This is a genomic window from Photobacterium sp. TLY01, from assembly GCF_021432065.1.
Taxonomy (GTDB): domain Bacteria; phylum Pseudomonadota; class Gammaproteobacteria; order Enterobacterales; family Vibrionaceae; genus Photobacterium; species Photobacterium halotolerans_A.
Window position 1 is genome coordinate 3,081,162 of sequence record NZ_CP090364.1, and the last position, 18,564, is coordinate 3,099,725.

Below are 18,564 nucleotides of genomic sequence, written 5' to 3' on the forward strand. Positions count from 1 at the left end.
TATTTTTCATGCCGCACATCATAACCCGAAACGTCGCGACTGTTGAGCAAAACTGGCTCGAACAATTAGCCGATGCGATCTCGGATCCGCTTGAACTGCTTCACCGGCTGGAGATTGACCCTGCCCCCTGGCAAAACGGGCTGGCAGCCAGAAAGCTGTTTGCGCAGCGTGTCCCAAGAAGCTTCGTTGACAGAATGGAAATAGGCAACCCGCATGATCCTTTATTGCGTCAGGTCTTACCGCTGGCCGAAGAATTTGAGGTGCATGAAGGCTTTTCGCACGATCCGCTGGCAGAGCAAAATAACACCCTGCCCGGCCTGTTGCACAAATACCGCAACCGGGTGCTGCTGATCGTCAAAGGCGGCTGTGCCATTAACTGCCGCTACTGTTTCCGCCGCCATTTTCCCTATCAGGACAATCCGGGCAACAAGCGCCAGTGGCAGCAGGCGCTCGATTACATCGCCGCGCACCCGGAACTGAATGAAGTGATCCTGTCCGGCGGCGATCCGCTGATGGCCAAAGACAGTGAACTGCGCTGGTTAGTGGACGGTATTGCCGCCATCGGGCATATCAAACGACTGCGGATCCATACCCGTCTGCCTGTGGTGATCCCGGCCCGGATCACGCCCGAGTTGCGCCTGCTGCTGCAGCAAACCCGGCTCCAGGTCGTGCTGGTCACTCATATCAACCACGGCAATGAAATCAACCACGAACTGAGCGCCGCACTGGCACCGCTGCGCGACGCCGGCGTCACTTTGCTCAATCAGGGCGTGTTACTGCGGGGGGTGAACGACTCGGTTAACGCGCTGGTCAATCTGAGCGAGGCTCTGTTTGATGCCGGGATCCTGCCTTATTACCTGCATGTGCTGGATAAAGTACAGGGGGCGGCCCATTTCATGGTGAGCGATGACGAAGCCCGCGAGTTGATGGCCGGCCTGATCGCAAATGTGTCCGGTTATTTAGTGCCGAAACTGACCCGAGAGATTGGCGGACGTGCCAGCAAAACCCCGTTGGATCTGCATTTAGAATAACGCCCGGCGATCGATCGCTGCGCTTTGCCCCTGACCGGTCAGGTTTCGCCCTGATGCTCCCTCAAGTCCCTGTGTCAACAGGGACGCCCCGCCGAAAAAGTACAACCTTTTATTCACATCACGATCAATAGCACATACAACTGAAAAATATTAACCATACAAAATAAAAACAAATAAAATTAATCACTTATTAGCATTTGAAAGTGTTAATAATGTCATTAGACTGGCCGCCGAATACTCTCGTATTGCATCTTTTTGTGATTCATATCACTCACTCGCATTCGGAAAAAGTCATGACTGCCAATTGGAATCTGAAAACCAAGCTGTCGATGCTGTTCACAGCCATCGCGCTTATTATCATCGCGGCGCTGTCTGCGATTTCGTATCACACCCTGGTCAATGCAGCGATGAGCAGCATTGATACCGAGCTGAATACCGCCGCTCAGGCCGTGGAACAGCTCATCGGCGATCTGCCCAATGATGAGGCCGGCCGGGATGATGCTCTGTACGACGACATTTCAGCCCACCTGACCCACTTCACCCAAGGCGCCAAACTGGAATGGGCCTATGCCACCGTGCGTCGCGGTGGTCAGGTGTACTACACCTATATCAACCGGGATGAAAATGAGTGGAAAAGCGGCCGCTATAAAAACTGGTATCTTGAGCAATATCTGAAAGTGCCGGAGATGCTGTACGAAGCCTTCCGTACCGAGCAAACCCAGTATCAGAGTTATCAAGGTGAATACGGCATGTACCGCTCAATTTTCGTGCCTTTTCGCGGCGATAACGGCGATCTCCATGTCATCGGCATTGATGTCAAGCTGACAGACATTGAAGAAGTCAAAACCGAAGCACTGAAGAAAACCTTCTTTATCGCGGCTGTATTCCTGGTGCTGACCGTCATCGCCGCCCGCATGATTGCCAATCTGATCGTCACCCCGGTCAATGGCCTCAATCAAGTGCTGCGCTCACTGGCAAACGGCAACTGGGATCTGAACCAGCGCGTGACTGTCCGCAGCCAGGACGAAATCGGCGAAATGTCCGACTCCTTCAATATCTTTATGGCCGCCCTGCGCCAGCGGATGCTGGAAGTGCAGCAATCCTCCGACAGTGTGGCAGCCACCAGCGCCCAGCTCGACACCCTGATCCGCGCCGTGACCGACCGCTCCATGACCCAGTCAGAGCATGTCGGCAGCAGTGCCACTGCGATTGAAGAGCTGGCGGCCAGCGCACAGAGCATCACTGAAATTGTCGATAATGCTAACCAGCAAATGGGCCAGTTCGAACTGCTGACCCAAAACACAGTCGAGGCCATCGATAACGCCGTACGCGGCATGCAGTCTGTCCAGCTGGAAACCAATACCGTGGCCGACAAACTGCAGCAGCTTGACAACCGTGCCAGTGAAATCAACTCCATTGTCGAAGTCATTAAAGACATCGCCGATCAAACCAACCTGCTCGCGCTCAATGCTGCGATTGAAGCTGCTCGCGCCGGTGCGCAGGGCCGCGGCTTTGCTGTGGTCGCCGATGAAGTCCGCCAGTTGTCTGAACGTACCGCCAAGGCCACGGTGGAAATCAGTTCTATGATCCGTTCGATTCAGACTGACACCAGCGACACCACCCAAACCATGCAACACGCCGTCGATCGGGTCGACAGCAGTGTGCAGCACGCCGATCAGGCCAACGCATCCCTCAGTTCCTTTAACCAGGAAATCTCAGCGGTCAGTTCCGGCATGGAAGAAATCGCCGGTTCGGTCAAGGAGCAGGCTCACGCCTCAGATCATCTGTCTCGCAACGTCGCTTCTCTGAGTGACAGCGCGGAAGAAAACCGCCTGTCCACCCTGGAAGCTCAACAGGGGGTTGACGAACTCAAACGCCGCGCCAATGCGCTGCATCAGGTCGTCAATCAATTTACCCTGTAATTTTTAATAATAACAGAGACTTACAATGAAGAAATTTACATACTCACTGATTGCCCTTGCCATGATGGGAACCACTTCCGCTTCTATGCAGGCCACGGCTGCACCAATGCTGCCGGGCATTGCGCAGGCGAGCACCCTGGAAGAGGTTCAGACAGCCAATGCCTGGGTGGAAGTCGACAAGGCCGCCTTTGAGTCAAACATTGCGCACCTGCAAAACCATGTGGGCAGCAACACTGCCATCTGTGCCGTGATGAAAGCCGATGCCTACGGCAACGGCATTGCCAACCTGCTGCCTTCAGTGATGCAAAGCGGCATTCCTTGTGTGGGTATTACCAGCAACGCGGAAGCCCGTCTGGTCCGTGAGCTGGGCTTCAACGGTCGCCTGATGCGTCTGCGTGCTGCAACGCCTTCTGAGATTGAAAGCGCCGTTGACCTTCAGCTTGAAGAGTTAATCGGCACCAAACAGCAGGCCAAAATCATCGCCCGCATTGCGCGCCAGCACGGCACAGTGATCCCGGTGCATCTGGCGCTAAACTCGGCCAGCATGGGACGTAACGGCCTGGAAATGCGCAGTCAGAACGGCAAAAAAGAAGCCAGAAAGATAGTGAATACCAAACACCTGCAGGTGGTCGGTATCATGACCCACTTCCCGACCGAAGATCTGGCTGAAATCCGCGCCGGACTGGAGCAGTTCAAGCAGGACAGTCAGTGGATCATCAAGCACACGGATCTGGAACGGGATGAGGTGCTGCTGCACGTGGCCAACTCTTTCACCACCCTGATGGTGCCGGAAGCCCAGCTCGACATGGTGCGTACCGGCGGCGCCCTGTACGGCGACACCACACCAGCATTCCCGGAATACAAGCGCATTGTGTCGTTCAAAACTCAGGTCGCATCCGTTCACCGCCTGCCGGCAGGCTCAACCATCGGCTACAGCAAGACAGAAACCCTGACGCGCGATTCTGTGCTGGCCAACCTGCCCATTGGTTACTCTGATGCTTTCCCTCGCTCGCTGAGCCGTGTCGGTGAAGTGCTGATCAAGGGCCAGCGCGCCAAAGTGCTGGGTTCAACCTCGATGAACACCACTATGGTCGATATCACAGATATCAAAGGCGTGAAACCTGGCGAGGAAGTGGTGCTGTTCGGCCGTCAGGGCCGCGACGAAATCACCATCGGCGAAACGGAAGAGCGCTCAGATCGCATTCTGTCTGAACTCTATACCCTGTGGGGCACATCAAACCCGAAAGTGCTGAAATAATTCAGCGCTCCCCTGAGACCGCTCCCCCTTGGTCTCAGGGGACCTTGCCAGCCCGCAGATCGTCTGCCTTCCCGATATTGAGTAAATTTTCTTCTCGTCACCATTAAAAGAGATCATGGTCCAACCTCTCGATTCTTGGTCACTTTCAGGGCATATTCTGCGTCCGTTTTACCGAGCAGAAATTCTAAGGTTGCCAGCCCATCCGCTCGGATCCCTCCAGCTTTTTGACGAGAACACGATGAAAATTGGCATTTTGTCCCAGAACGCAAACCTGTATTCCACCCGACGCCTGCGCGAAGCCTGTGAACAACGGGGCCATGAAGCCATGGTCATTAACGCCCTGCGCTGCTACATGAATATCAATTCGGTGCAGCCGTCCATTCACTTTGAAGGGCACGATCTGGTCGGCATTGATGCCATTATTCCGCGTATCGGGGCGGACATTACGTTTTATGGTTGTTCCGTACTGCGTCAGTTTGAAATGATGAATGTCTTTTCCATCAATCAGTCGATTGCTATTTCGCGCTCCCGAGACAAACTGCGCTCGCTGCAACTGCTGAGCCGCAAAGGCGTCGGCATGCCGATCACCGGGTTTGCCAGTAAGCCGGACGATGTCAAAGATCTGATCAAAATGGTCGGCGGGACACCTGTGGTGATCAAGCTGCTGGAAGGCACCCAAGGCATCGGTGTGGTCCTGGCTGAAACCCAGAAAGCCGCTGAAAGCGTGATTGAAGCTTTCATGGGCCTGAAAGCCAACATCATGATTCAGGAATACATCGCTGAAGCCGGCGGTGCCGATATCCGCTGCTTCGTACTGGGGGATAAAGTGATCGCCTCGATGAAGCGTCAGGCCGCCGAGGGGGAATTCCGCTCTAACCTGCATCGCGGCGGCAGTGCCTCGTTAGTGCGCATTACCCCGGAAGAGCGCCGCACCGCCGTCGCGGCAGCAAAGGCCATGGGGCTGAATGTGGCAGGTGTTGATTTGCTGCGCTCCAACCGCGGGCCGCTGATCATGGAAGTGAACTCATCGCCAGGCCTGGAAGGGATTGAGCATGCCACAGGCAAAGACATTGCCGGCATGATCATTGAGTACATCGAAAAGCACGCGGGTAAAAAGCGCCGTCACCAGCAGCAATAAGACAGATTATCACGACACGCTGCCTCTGACACCCAGAGGCATTGCGTACAGGATTTTTCAATAAAGCCACCTTTAACCTTCCCGCTTTTAGCCCCCTCTGCAATACCGGCCTGAAAACACAAGCAACGCACTGATAGTAAACAGATTTATTTCATGTACAGCTTTTCCAGCTATTTTCCTGATGACGCTGGTGCTGCTTTTTTCATCCGCGGCGGGGCTTCGCCGGACTGTCACAGCCAACCTCCCAGAAGCGTGTCATCCACTCGCAGCAGACAAAATTACCAGGATGAACAGCTTTTCGCTCATCAAACAGCTTTTTTATGCGCTACATTAGAGCCTGCTAATTGATGTCACACAAAAAGAAACTAAATGTTTGATTTTAAATAATTTAATTCACTGTACAGCTTTTCTGGCTTTTTTCCCGGTGAACCCAGTCACTGTTAACGACGGCTCATCGCTAACAAAATGTGCACAACACCCTCCTGGTACGGCTTTTTGCCTCACAGTCAGCGTTTTGCTGCTCAATCACAGTCATCTGGATAAAAAAGTAAATAATTCAAGCATAAGATGCTGATTTTATTCAACAATAAAACATGTACAGCTTTTTGAGTAATTTTCCTGCCGAACCCAGCATGTTAGGGCTCGGCCTCTCACGGTTATGCGGTGGCGTAGATTTTCACGCCGTAGCCCCCGTCGGGATCGGCGACAAAATCCACAAAATGCTCAATCGCGTCTAACGCGTCCTCTTCATGGTGCGTCACGTAAAGCAACTGGCTGATCTTCGCTGACGCAATGCGGTTTAAAGCCTGATACACCAGCTTGCGATTGAGATAATCCAGCCCCTGATACGGTTCGTCCAATATCAGCAACGCAGGTTGTTTGATCAGGGCTCGGCCAATCAGCAGCAATCTTTGCTGGCCATAATCCAGCTCCCGAAAACTGACTTTTTCAAACTCCGCCATTTCAAGCAGCGCAAGCCATTCACGGGCCAGCTTGACTTCGCGCTTGCTCGGCTGCTGATATAAGCCGATGGAGTCGTAAAACCCCGACATCAGCACGTCCAGCGCCGGGCAGCCGACGCGGTATTGCAGGTGCAAGGCCGAAGAAACCACGCCGATATGCTTTTTGACGTCCCAGATAGTCTCGCCACTGCCGCGCTTCATACCCAGCACGGTTACATCGTTGCTGTAACACTGCGGATGATCGCCCAGCACCAGCCCCAGCAAAGTACTTTTCCCGCACCCGTTCGGGCCACGGACCTGCCAGTGCTGGCCTTGCTCTATCTGCCAGTTGACCCCGGAAAAGATCCTGGCTCCCACGTATTCCACTTTGACATTTCGCATTGAGACCAGGGGATTGGGGTAATCATGCTCCGCCTGGTGAGCTTGTAATAAGGCCAGCATGGCGTCACTTTTTTGCTCGGACAAGGCTTTCATCTGTGCCATGACAGGGTGCGACAGCCACGCTTCACGGCTGAGCACCTGCGACAGTTGCTTCTCGTCAAACAAAGCGACATGGCTGATAAAAGGCGGCAGCTCATCTTCCCGGGATGTCACTATCAGTAGCTGCATACGTTGCGACAGCTCATTCAACAACAGCGATAAAGCCTGACGATGCTCAATATCCAGTCCGGCATAGGGCTCATCTAAAATCAGCAACGCAGGCTGAGTCGCCAGCGCGCGAGCCAGCATCACCCTGCGGGTCTCACCGGTCGATAACTGGCGAAATCCCCGCTGCCTGAGCCTGGTGAGATCCGTCTTTGCCAGCAATGCATCCAGCTCCGCTGGACTGCACCCGGCTTCCAGCACCAGCGCTTCGACCGTCGTGCCGTAGTCTATGCTGTCGGTAAAATCGGTCTCGTCTTTGTCCAGCTCCAGATCAAGCAGCCGTTGCTGTTCATGCAATGAGATACAGGCAATTGCTGGCGGCAGACCATGAATCTGACCTTGTTCCGGAGCCAGTTCGCCACTGAAAATTCTGACCAGCAGCGAGGCGGCATGACTGTGGGTGGAAAATATCCCCCAGTGCTGGCCCGGTTCAATGTGCCAGCTCTCGATAGACAGTGATGCCGACTCGGTGTGGTGTTTTAAATCCTGAAGATGCATATCAACTTTCCTTAGTCTCTCATCCCTCCATAGTGCATAACTTATTGTCTGATTTCTATGCGTTCTTGACTATTAAGACAATAAAAAAGCGATTCACTCCGCTTCCAGCGATGCCACAGCATTCGAAGCCATACTCAGGCTGTGGAACAGCTCAAACAAAGTGCTGATTTCACCGATATGAGCCAGTTCCGGGTTCATTCCTAATTTCAGGCTCACCCGCCGGTTTTGTCCATGGGACAAATCAACCAGCACCAACTCCCCCCGTTGGCAGGGTTCAGCCACCGCATGTTGTGGCAGCCAGCCAAATCCCAAACCGCGCCGAACCGCTGCAATCGCCGCATCAAGACTGCTCACCGTCAGCCGCTGATGCGAACCCAACCAACCACTGTCCGTATTTTGCTGACCAGAATCCCGGATCACCACCTGCCGATGTGCTTTCAGTTCCGACTGAGTCATCTGCTGTGCTTGAGCAAAAGCGAAATCGGGGGCACAGACGCAACGTAATTCCAGATCGAGCAAAGGTTCAGCCACGGTTTCTTTCGGTAACTGGCTGGCAATGGCCAGTGAAACGACACCGGACGCCAGCAACTGACCCGCCCCGGAAAGCGCCGTTTCATAAACCCGCAGAGAAACATTCGGGTACAACGCGTAAAAGCGTTCAAAGACTGACTGAGTCAGTGTATGCGGCAGCAGAACATCCACAGCAAGACTCACTTCAGTCATCAACTGCCCCTGATATTTCGACGCTACGGACTCAATCTGAACCGCATTATGATGCAGGCTCTGGGCACGAGGCAGTAACGCCTGCCCAAGCTCCGTCAGCACCGATTGCCGCCCTTCGACCACAAACAACGGCTGGCCAAGCAGTGACTCCATCTTCTTGATACTGTGGCAAACCGCCGACTGACTCTTGTGCAGCAACAGCGCGGCTTTCGCAGCACTGCCCTGTTCGGCGATGGCGATAAAAGCCCGCCACATTTCCAGCGTGACACGCGCAGTGGTCATGATTCATCCCTTTTCACAGAAAGAACGCACTATGACTGAATGCGGCAGGTTCAGGCAACAACCTTCAGTACCAGCAACGGCCTGAACCCGCAATTTAACGGCTGAGCTTTTTCGCCAGTGTCGCGACATGCATGCCCTGAAATTGTGCCAGGGCCAGCTCTTTCTCTGATGGCTGACGGGAACCATCTCCGCCGGCAATACAGGCCGCCCCCAGAGGCGAGCCCCCTTTGACTTCCGAGACATCAGCCAGACCCGGTGCGGTGTAAGGTAATCCGACGACCACCATGCCATGGTGAAACAAGGTGGTATGAAAGGATTGCAGCGTGGTCTCATTGCCACCCCCTGTGCCAGTCGAGGTGAACACACTGCCGATCTTTCCCACCAGTTTCTGCTCAAACCATAAACCGCCGGTCTGATCGAGAAAGTTCCGCATCTGCGATGCCATATTGCCAAAGCGTGTTGGGGTGCCAAAAATGATCGCATCGTAATCAGCCAGATCCTGTGGCTTGGCAATCGGTGCCAGCTGATCGATCTGGATCCCAGACTTTCGTGCAATTTCTTCTGGCACCAGTTCTGGTACCCGCTTGATATCTACGTCCACATGGCCGACACCTCTTGCCCCTTCGGCGACCGCATGCGCCATGGTTTCAACGTGTCCGTAGCTGGAGTAATAAAGCACTAAAACTTTTGTATTCATTGTATTTCCTCGCCTCATTCCGATGAATTTGATGTGTGTCGGTTAAACCGGCTCAACCTGAGTGACCAGTTCTAAAAGCGCCTGCTCCGTCAGGGTTTGCGAAACCACCTGCTCACCATTGATGATGAGGCTGGGAATACTGCGCAGATGAAATGCCCGGGCACGCTTCAGATCCGCTTCCACAGCATCTCGCACTGCATCACTGTCCAGCAGTGTTTCAAAACGCACGGTATCCAGCCCGATGTTGTTCGCAGCCGCAAGAATCACGTCACGATCGCCGATGTTGTCATTCACTTTGAGGTGAAGATGCTGAATTTCATCAAAATAATCCCAATGGGTATCCGAGTTCCCCATCAGCTCGGCTGCTTTCGCCCCCAACGCCGCCAGATAACCGCTCGGATAAGAAAAAGGCTTGGCGCGCATCCCTTCAATATCAAACCGATCCGGATCATCCGCATGTTGCTGACAAGCCACCCAGTGATTGAGAATTTCCTGTTTCGCCGCTGCCAGTGAACCAAAGCGCGTGATCATCTCATCATCATTACGCTGCAACACAAAACAGCGCTGTTTCACTTCGATATCTGCCCGCTCAGCCAGCTTGCGCAGCCTTGGGCTCAGGACATAACACCAGCCACAGACGGCATCATGAAAAAATTCCAGGGTGATTTTGGGCTTTGTATCCGACATCAATCATTTCCTCAATTCAGGTTCAGTGCATCAAATTCAAAGCCTGGCCAGGCAGTACATGCTGTTCGTTCAGCTCAGGAATCATCTTAGGGGGAAAGCCGCAGGATAAAAATTGCAAAGAATTGGAGGGTATTATCGATTTTTTGCAAGGGTCGTTCTTGTTTTGCCTTCAAGCATCAATCAAGCCCGCAGCAAGCTGCGGGCTTCGAGCATTTCAGTGTCAAACTGCATTAATTTCGGGTAATTTCATAAGCATTGTTGCTCATGCTAGAACCGACCCGACAACTGATCGAGAAGTGATGTCTGCCAAGGGTGTAGTTACTGGGAATCGGAGAATTCGCACAAACGGTAAATCTGGATCGGTATTTATCTGCATAGACTTGTGTACTTCCGTTCACGGAATTGCCGGAACCAAAATTACAGGCCGGATTATAGATGTTGGCGATAATCACAAAACCGTCGTATACCCGGCTGTGGTATCCGGCGCAAGTGTTAAACCGTGAACCGTCCTTTGGCGCGACCGTCAGGATGTAAGCATTGTCACTGTGCTGCCAGCTGCCACAATCAAAATTCACTGTGGTGCCGGTGATAACATAGCCGTCAGGTATGAAATCGCCCCGGCAGATGGTCATTCTTCTCGACTGCGCCTGGAACATTTCACTCAAACGCTCATCAGACAGCATCTGATCGCCCGGGATCTGGTGGATTTGAGCATCCAGATGATATTGTTCAATAAAGCTTTGCTCGGCATCACCGGCAAAGCTGTTCGTGGTCCCAAGAGCACAACCAGCCATGAACAACGCCAAAGAGTGTTTCAACATAGTGATTCCTCTGAAATACAGTTGAAAACACAGAGTCTTAAACCAGGCGCAAACACAAAGCTACGGCTGAAAAGAAAATATGCAACAAAGACAATAATAAAAGTGTACTGATAGTCAGCATGGTTACAGACTGGCAACTTACCTATCACTCATGCCAATCTGCAATGGCTCGCCTTACGATGACAAGATAGCGGCAGCCAGAAACAAAGAACCCGCCATGCGGCGGGTTCTTGTAGACATCAACAGGTGACGGGCTGATGTCGGGTAGCGGCGACGCATTACTGCGCCCCCGCCCCCTAAGAACCGTACGAGCGAGTTTCCCCGCATACGGCTCAAGCCTTTATGAACCCGCACTTGCGTGCGAGCCAGCAACTTTAGCCTGCGTAACCATTACGTTTTGCGTTATCAACACAATCCGATCTGTTTACATATCCCTGACTGGATGCTCCAACAATACGACCATTAGACGCAGTACGACGCCAGCGCCAGAGACTTGAATTGTCTTGATAAAATTCCCATGTATCCATATGTTACTCCGAACAAAGTTAATACATCAAACATCAAGACTATGAGATACAACTCATAAATCATAGTTGAATATAATAGTATCTTGCCTGCATCAATAAGCAAGCAATTGTTCGTTGAAACGGGACTATCAATGGTCATGTGTATGAAGCTGCCTATGACAATTGATATGCAACATCATCAAATTCGAGCTCATGTCCGTTCCGCCATCCACTCTTCTGACAATATGGTGAATATCCCATTCATCCTCTGAGCAGAACTGCTGGTGGCATACCGCACATTTGTAGTCTTGTCTCTCGACAATCTTCCATAGCTTCCAGTTACCCGACAAAGATTTCTTCAATCTTTGCATCTTCAGACGCTCAAAGTATTGTTCGTCCTCCGGTAGGTAACAGTTAGCTATTGCCCGAATTTTCACATGTTTATCGATTTTCACTCTCGCTGCACTCAGCAAGCGGTAGTGACCATCTTCCCCTTTCGGTTTCAGTGCACTGAATACCCAGTTTCTATCGCCCACTGATTTAAAGTATTTCTCTTTAATCCAGCGCTTACGGCGATTCAAATGAATTCGGCGGCACCACTGCCACAACATTTTCCAGATCCGGTAATCGATATACTTGAATGTCTCACTCGCACATACCCAGCGGTGGTAGTTACACCATCCTCTGATCATCGGATTCAACTTCGCTATCACCGCTGAAGCTGGCACCGTTTTATGGCTGTTGAGATAATCTCGTATACCGCGCAGAAAATTCTTCACGTTTTTCTTTGACGGCTTGATCAACATCTTGCCGTCGTATTTACGCAAATTCTGCCCGAGAAAATCGAACCCGTCGTCTATGTGCGTGATCAGCGTTTTTTCTGCTGACAATTGCAGTCCACGTTCGGCCATAAAGGCTTCAACAATGGGTAAAACCTCATTTTCCAGTAGCTCTTTCGAGATTCCAGTGATGATAAAGTCATCTGCATAACGCACATAATTGACCTTAGTTTTGTAACTGGCTTTTGTGTTTTTCTTCCCGAAGTGGGTTTCGAGCACCGTTTCCAGTCCATCTAAGGCCATATTGGCAAGTACGGGTGAGATAATCCCACCTTGTGGTGTACCCGCCTCCGTCGAGTTAAACTTCCCAGATTCCATAAATCCGGATTTCAGCCATTTCTTGAGTATCGCCTTATCCATAGGGATATTGTCGATAAACCAGTCATGGCTGATAAAGTCAAAACACCCTTTGATATCACCCTCCAGCACCCAACGAGCACTAGCCTTGCGACTGAGATTCACGAAGCATTGTTCGATAGCATCAGCACAAGAGCGATTCGGGCGAAAGCCATAGCTGTTTCGATCCGCCGTGGTTTCCGATATGGGTTCAAGAGCTAACAGGTATAGTGCCTGCATTGCTCTATCACGCATGGTTGGTATTCCCAGCGGCCTGCGTTTGCCATTGGCTTTAGGGATATAGACTCGCCTCAGCGGCATTGGCTTGTAGCCTTTACGCGTCAGCTGATCTATGACTCCCCATTTCAAAGCAGGAGTGTTCCAGATTTCTCCATCAACACCCGGTGTGTTTTTCCCTCTGTTTTCAGTGACGCGCCGAATGGCTATCACCTTGGCAGCAAACGAACGAGTTAACATGCGTTGCAGTCTTTTGACCTGTCGCCAGTCAGACTTTTTCGTTGCCTTTGCGATCCGTACCTGTAGCCCTCTCACCGTACGATACATTAGTGACCAGTCGATGCTGTGCCACTGCTGTGTCTGGTGGGAGGATGCAGATACGCCAATTTGCATTGAAGTATGCACCTTGCTTTCCTCCATTAACGATAAGTTAATCAAACAACACAAGGCGCATCTGTGCCCCATAGGGCAGAGATTTACCCTATGAGGCTTGAACTTGTTGCTGACAGTACCCGGAATCCTCCAATAGGAAAGGTAACGCCCACAATTGGGCTCTGACAGTTTCAATTACCGTAAAATTTAACGGCTTTACTGATTTTCACGCAATTAAAGACCAAGCAGACGTGGGCCCCGTTTCCGGTGAAAGCACGTTGGCTTTCTATCCAGCTCATTACAAGCTGACTTTCGCTTCTTCTGCTCTCCTGTGCCCGCACCCTCAACAGCTTCTCTTGCGAGTTGCCTGCCAGTTGATAGGCAAAGATACGGGGTTTCCGAGTTCCGTTTTCATTACATGAGTTACTTAGGTTCTACCTATCCACCGATGGCGCATGAGTCAGCGTATCCCCAGATGTAAAAGAGATAACCGGCCATATACCTTTTGGTCAGAGCGTTAGTGACGACTAATCCTCCCAAAGGGATAATTAATCGACACGACAATAGCGTTACGCTCGTCGCGGCTGACGGTGTTTATCAGTAGTTCACTTACGTTAACCATATAACCCAACCTAGCCCCTAAACCGCCTGCTATTGGCGATTGTCTTAACCTTCACTTCGCAGCAAGGATTAACCACTTGCGTGGGGGTACATTGTCAGGAAGCTCCGCACACCGCGTTACCGCAGATGCACTATCCCTAGGCTACTATTGGCTGAACAACAGGTCTTACTATCCAATAACCTACCCGTCCGAGTAAGAGATTGGCTAAGACAATAATGAAAACAGCTTCGCACCGTGCAGGTGGCTCAAGCTTAAATAAGACACGAATATTCCCGTTACTTCACAGACACTAATAGTGTTGCTTCAACGTATATCATTCGCCTAAAGCGAGGGACACAGACTTTCGCCCATGCCTAAAATCGGACCTCTTACGAGGACCGATATTCGGGCTTGGGTTCAGCCCGAATATCGGGTTTTATTTATTTGCTATTTCGGCGGGTGGATAGTGGTTACAACTTGAAGTTAGTAACCACTATGGACGTAGCCCGCTCGGCTAGCTACCTACGCGACTCTCGTCGCACTACATCATGCCGCCCATACCACCCATGCCGCCCATTGCCGCGCTCATGTCAGGCGCGTCAGCTTTAGGCAGTTCAGTGACCATGGCTTCGGTGGTGATCATCAGACCCGCAACAGAAGCGGCGAACTGCAGCGCAGAACGCGTCACTTTGGTTGGATCCAGGATACCCATTTCCAGCATGTCGCCGTACTCGCCAGTGGCCGCGTTGTAACCGTAGTTACCTTCGCCACGCTTCACTTCGTTCGCCACGACAGATTCTTCATCGCCGGCATTACGGGTGATTTGACGGATAGGCGCTTCCATGGCACGCAGTGCAACACGGATACCGACAGTTTGCTCTTCGTTATCGCCGGTCAGATCAGCCAGCTTAGAAGCGGCACGGATCAGGGCAACACCACCACCGGCAACCACGCCTTCTTCAACCGCAGCACGGGTTGCGTGCAGGGCATCTTCAACGCGGTCTTTCTTCTCTTTCATTTCAACTTCAGTCGCTGCACCGACTTTGATCACCGCAACACCGCCAGCCAGTTTGGCGACACGCTCTTGCAGTTTCTCTTTGTCATAGTCAGAAGTTGCGTCTTCGATTTGCTGACGGATCTGAGTCACACGACCCTGAATCGCCACTTCTTCACCGTGGCCATCAATGATGGTGGTATTTTCTTTGGTGATAGAGATACGCTTGGCCTGACCCAGATCTTCCAGCGTCACTTTATCCAGTTCCATGCCGATTTCTTCAGAAATCACAGTACCGGCAGTCAGTACAGCGATGTCCTGCAGCATCGCTTTACGGCGATCACCGAAGCCTGGCGCTTTAACCGCAGCCACTTTCACAATGCCACGCATGTTGTTCACTACCAGGGTAGCCAGCGCTTCACCTTCCACATCTTCTGCAATGATCAGCAGAGGACGAGAGGCTTTCGCCACCGCTTCCAGTGTTGGCAGCAGTTCACGGATGTTAGAAATTTTCTTGTCTACCAGCAGGATGAACGGACTTTCCAGCTCAACACTGCCCGCTTCCTGGTTGTTGATGAAGTAAGGAGACAGGTAGCCACGATCGAACTGCATCCCTTCAACCACGTCCAGCTCGTCATGCAGCGCCTGACCTTCTTCAACCGTGATCACGCCGTCACGGCCTACTTTTTCCATCGCTTCAGCAATGATGTTACCCACGGTAGAGTCAGAGTTGGCAGAAATCGTACCAACCTGCGCGATCGCTTTGCTGTCTGCACAAGGAGAAGACAGCGCTTTCAGTTCTTCTACCGCAGCGATCACGGCTTTATCGATACCGCGCTTCAGATCCATCGGGTTCATGCCCGCTGCGACCGCTTTCAAACCTTCGGTGATGATCGCCTGAGCCAGAACGGTGGCTGTTGTGGTACCGTCGCCCGCCGCATCATTGGCCTGAGACGCCACTTCTTTGACCATTTGCGCACCCATGTTCTGGAATTTGTCTTCCAGTTCAATTTCACGGGCAACAGAAACGCCATCTTTCGTGATAACCGGCGCACCGAATGATTTATCCAGCACAACGTTACGGCCTTTCGGGCCCAGGGTGACTTTTACAGCATCGGCCAGAACGTTGACACCTTCCAGCATTTTTACGCGAGCATCGTTACCGAATTTTACGTCTTTAGCAGCCATGTTTATCTTCCTTTCTTAATTCTTAATTCAAAGTGAATGGATTATTCAACGATTGCCAAGATGTCATTTTCAGACATGATGAGAACTTCTTTACCGTCGATCTTCTCGGACTTGGTGGCATAACCTTCAGCGAAGATCACGCTGTCGCCAACTTTCACGTCCAATGGCTGCACAGAACCATTCTCCAGAATGCGGCCTTTGCCCACAGCCAGTACGATACCGCGGGTAGACTTTTCTGCAGCAGAACCAGTCAGAACGATGCCACCAGCAGATTTTGATTCAACTTCCTGGCGCTCAACGATCACTCGGTCATGTAAAGGACGAATATTCATCGGGTCGTCTCTCCTGATTTTGGTAATATCTATGGGTTGTGAGAAAGCAGAAAGGCCATCAGGGCCATCCCGCGAAAACTGTTACTTAGACATGTTGGGTCGTTTTTCTGGAACCCAAGTCCTGACGATAATTTTTTTTACTTTTTGTGCCAGATTTTTTGCCCGATCACATTCTTTGCATTAGGGTGTGCTGGCAAAGACAGACCAGAGAGCCTTATGACCCAAACTGTACGACCTGATAAACACGGTTTACTGTCCGATCCGATTCCGGAAGTCCTGCGCCGCCTGACCATTCCTATGGTGTTTGGCATGGTCGCTATCCTGATGTTTAATCTGGTCGATACTTTCTTCATTTCACTGCTGGGCACCCAGGCGCTGGCGGCGGTCAGTTTCACCTTCCCGGTCACTTTTGCCCTGAACTCGATCACCATGGGGGTCGGTGTGGGTTTATCCGCCTGCATTGGTCGTCTGCTGGGCAGCGGCAGCAGCCAGGCGGCGGCCAGAGTCTCCAGTCATGGCTTGTTACTGGCACTGCTTTTGGTGATCGTCGCTGTCATCGCCGGGCTGCTGACCATCAATCCGCTGTTCCGCCTGCTGGGCGCCGAAGACAGCCTGCTGCCGATTATTCATGACTATATGGAAATCTGGTATCTGGCGATTCCGCTGCTGGTCATTCCCATGGCCGGTAACAGTGCGATCCGGGCCACGGGAGACGCCAAAACCCCGGCAAAAATCATGATGCTGGCCGGGGTGATCAACGGCGTACTCGATCCCCTGCTGATTTTTGGCTATGGCCCGTTTCCGGAACTGGGTGTGCGCGGCGCGGCCATTTCCAGCGGTGTCAGCTGGGCGGTGGCGCTAGTCTGGTCGTTACGCATTTTGATTGTGCGCGAAAAGCTGCTGGCGGTACCGGATCTGCGGCTCATCTTTGCCGACTGGCGACAAATACTGCACATCGGCACTCCGGCCGGGCTGTCCAACGCGCTGGCGCCTTTATCCAACGCCCTGGTGATGACATTGCTGGCCGCCCAGGGCACCGCATCGGTGGCCGCCTATGGCGCGGCGATGCGGGTGGAATCGCTGCTGATGCTGGTGATGTTTGCCCTGAGCTCGGCCCTGATGCCTTTCATGGCACAGAATTTTGGCGCCGAGCAACCCAAACGAGCCTTTGATGCCCTGTTTACGGCCATGAAATTTGCCCTGGGCTTTCAGTTGCTGGTGTTTGTGATGATGGTACCGCTGAGCTGGCCGATCTCCGCTATGTTCAGCCAGGATCAAGCGGTACAGACCCAGCTGTGGCATTACCTGATCCTGGTCCCGGCCAGTTATGGCTTGCTGGCCGTGTGTATGCAGTTGATTAATGCCCTGAACGCCATGCACCTGTCTTTTCAGGCATTGCTGTGGAACCTGATCCGCCTGTTCGGCCTGCTGCTACCGGCCGCCTGGATTGGCGGGCAAATGAACGGGACCGAAGGGATATTTACCGGCATTGCCGTGGCCAATCTGCTGTGCGGACTGGCAGCCTTGGTTTATGCGCGCAGGCTGCACCGGCGGCATGTCAGGGCAGGACTCAGGCACAAAGCCGTCTCGCCGTCACGTTCCCGATAGCAAGCCCGGCTCGCAATCATCCCTCCGATCTTGAAGACTCAGTGCAGCCTGTGCTGATCATCATCATCAGACTGGTCTTTTTTCTCTTGCTTGTCTTTGCGCTCATATTCGCCGTCATACACATCCCCGTTTTGATCGCGCTGGAAAGGGTCGCGGTCTGAAAACGGCCCTTGCGAACCAAAGCCACCGCCAAAGCCGCTCTGATGCATGCTCTGCACTTTCACTTTCGTCATCAGATATTTTGCCAGTGCGGCACGCGGTCCGGGCAGAAGAACCACCAGCCCCAGGGTGTCTGTCATAAAACCCGGTGTCAGCAACAGCACACCGGCGACCGCCAGCATCACACCTTCCACAATTTGCTGAGCGGGCAATTCTCCTTTATTCAGCCGATCCTGCACCGACATCAGGGTCGCAATGCCCTGACTGCGAACCAGTGAGGCGCCGACCACGGCCGTCAGCAGCACAAGAAACAGTGTCGGCCACAGGCCAAGCACGCCGCCGACCTGCACAAACAGGGCGATCTCTATGATGGGAACCAGGATAAATAAAAACAAAAGTACCGGAAACACAAACACCCCTTATTCAGACTAGCGACTATTCAGGAAACTATCGTCCACAGCTGAGCTGCAGCCACATCACGCAAAGATGCCGCCTATGATGGCGAGATTGCCCTGATTTTCAACCATAGCAGCAGAGGCTTTTAGCTGGATCACCTTTCTGCATCGATTTTTTGCCGCTGACCCGGCTGAAGCACTGCAACCAACCGCGGTGAAGCCACTGAACCAAGCCAGGGGGAGCTATAATTGCCTGAGAACACAGACAATGAAACTCAGCCTGATTTCTCGGGTCTGACACTTTGCCCCCATATGGGGTATATTGGCGACATC

The 18,564-nt window shown here is 52.4% G+C and carries 15 protein-coding genes; 5 read left to right on the forward strand and 10 right to left on the reverse strand.

The genetic code is table 11. The features are described from left to right. Window positions 1–8: 8 nt before the first annotated feature. From epmB to rimK, 4 genes are all read left to right on the forward strand, one after another. Window positions 9–1,031 carry an EF-P beta-lysylation protein EpmB gene (epmB, locus tag LN341_RS14320; RefSeq protein WP_234203648.1) on the forward strand — a complete coding sequence of 341 codons (1,023 nt, stop codon included), beginning with the start codon at window positions 9–11 and terminating at the stop codon, window positions 1,029–1,031. Window positions 1,032–1,324: 293 nt separating this feature from the next. Beyond that, window positions 1,325–2,953, forward strand: coding sequence for a methyl-accepting chemotaxis protein (locus LN341_RS14325; RefSeq protein WP_234203649.1), 1,629 nt, complete (start codon window positions 1,325–1,327; stop codon window positions 2,951–2,953). Window positions 2,954–2,978: 25 nt separating this feature from the next. After that, the gene (alr, locus tag LN341_RS14330; RefSeq protein ID WP_046222177.1) at window positions 2,979–4,211 is read left to right on the forward strand and encodes an alanine racemase; all 1,233 of its coding nucleotides are present in this window, start codon (window positions 2,979–2,981) and stop codon (window positions 4,209–4,211) included. Between the two features lie 238 nt (window positions 4,212–4,449). After that, the gene (gene rimK, locus LN341_RS14335; RefSeq protein ID WP_046222176.1) at window positions 4,450–5,349 is read left to right on the forward strand and encodes a 30S ribosomal protein S6--L-glutamate ligase; all 900 of its coding nucleotides are present in this window, start codon (window positions 4,450–4,452) and stop codon (window positions 5,347–5,349) included. A gap of 656 nt (window positions 5,350–6,005) precedes the next feature. On the opposite strand, the gene LN341_RS14340 is transcribed toward rimK, so the two are convergent. The 9 genes from LN341_RS14340 to LN341_RS14380 all read right to left on the reverse strand — a co-directional run bounded on the left by LN341_RS14340 (window position 6,006) and on the right by LN341_RS14380 (window position 16,069). Beyond that, window positions 6,006–7,454, reverse strand: coding sequence for an ATP-binding cassette domain-containing protein (locus LN341_RS14340; RefSeq protein WP_234203650.1), 1,449 nt, complete (start codon window positions 7,452–7,454; stop codon window positions 6,006–6,008). A gap of 93 nt (window positions 7,455–7,547) precedes the next feature. Next, window positions 7,548–8,459 (reverse strand): LysR family transcriptional regulator, encoded by a 912-nt coding sequence (locus LN341_RS14345; protein ID WP_234203651.1) that lies wholly within the window; start codon window positions 8,457–8,459, stop codon window positions 7,548–7,550. A 94-nt stretch (window positions 8,460–8,553) separates the two neighbouring features. Further along, entirely contained in the window at window positions 8,554–9,156 is a 603-nt protein-coding gene (wrbA, locus tag LN341_RS14350) for an NAD(P)H:quinone oxidoreductase (protein WP_234203652.1), read from the reverse strand. Between the two features lie 42 nt (window positions 9,157–9,198). Then, a complete protein-coding gene (locus LN341_RS14355; protein ID WP_046222173.1) occupies window positions 9,199–9,843 on the reverse strand; it encodes a DsbA family protein in 645 nt (214 codons plus the stop codon). A gap of 230 nt (window positions 9,844–10,073) precedes the next feature. Then, window positions 10,074–10,664, reverse strand: coding sequence for a hypothetical protein (locus tag LN341_RS14360; RefSeq protein ID WP_234203653.1), 591 nt, complete (start codon window positions 10,662–10,664; stop codon window positions 10,074–10,076). A 374-nt stretch (window positions 10,665–11,038) separates the two neighbouring features. Further along, entirely contained in the window at window positions 11,039–11,191 is a 153-nt protein-coding gene (locus LN341_RS14365) for a DUF1508 domain-containing protein (RefSeq protein WP_234203654.1), read from the reverse strand. 128 nt (window positions 11,192–11,319) lie between these two features. Beyond that, complete coding sequence (ltrA, locus tag LN341_RS14370) at window positions 11,320–12,975, reverse strand: group II intron reverse transcriptase/maturase (protein ID WP_234205065.1); 1,656 nt, start codon at window positions 12,973–12,975, stop codon at window positions 11,320–11,322. A gap of 1,121 nt (window positions 12,976–14,096) precedes the next feature. Next, window positions 14,097–15,737: a chaperonin GroEL gene (gene groL, locus LN341_RS14375; protein ID WP_046222171.1), complete on the reverse strand. Its 1,641-nt coding sequence runs from the start codon at window positions 15,735–15,737 to the stop codon at window positions 14,097–14,099. Between the two features lie 41 nt (window positions 15,738–15,778). After that, entirely contained in the window at window positions 15,779–16,069 is a 291-nt protein-coding gene (locus LN341_RS14380; protein WP_046222170.1) for a co-chaperone GroES, read from the reverse strand. 216 nt (window positions 16,070–16,285) lie between these two features. On the opposite strand from LN341_RS14380, the gene LN341_RS14385 reads away from it, so the two are divergent. Further along, window positions 16,286–17,677, forward strand: coding sequence for an MATE family efflux transporter (locus LN341_RS14385; protein WP_234203655.1), 1,392 nt, complete (start codon window positions 16,286–16,288; stop codon window positions 17,675–17,677). 38 nt (window positions 17,678–17,715) lie between these two features. Here the strand turns inward: LN341_RS14385 and LN341_RS14390 are convergent, their stop codons facing one another. Next, window positions 17,716–18,246 carry an FxsA family protein gene (locus LN341_RS14390; protein ID WP_234203656.1) on the reverse strand — a complete coding sequence of 177 codons (531 nt, stop codon included), beginning with the start codon at window positions 18,244–18,246 and terminating at the stop codon, window positions 17,716–17,718. Between the last annotated feature and the right edge of the window lie 318 nt (window positions 18,247–18,564).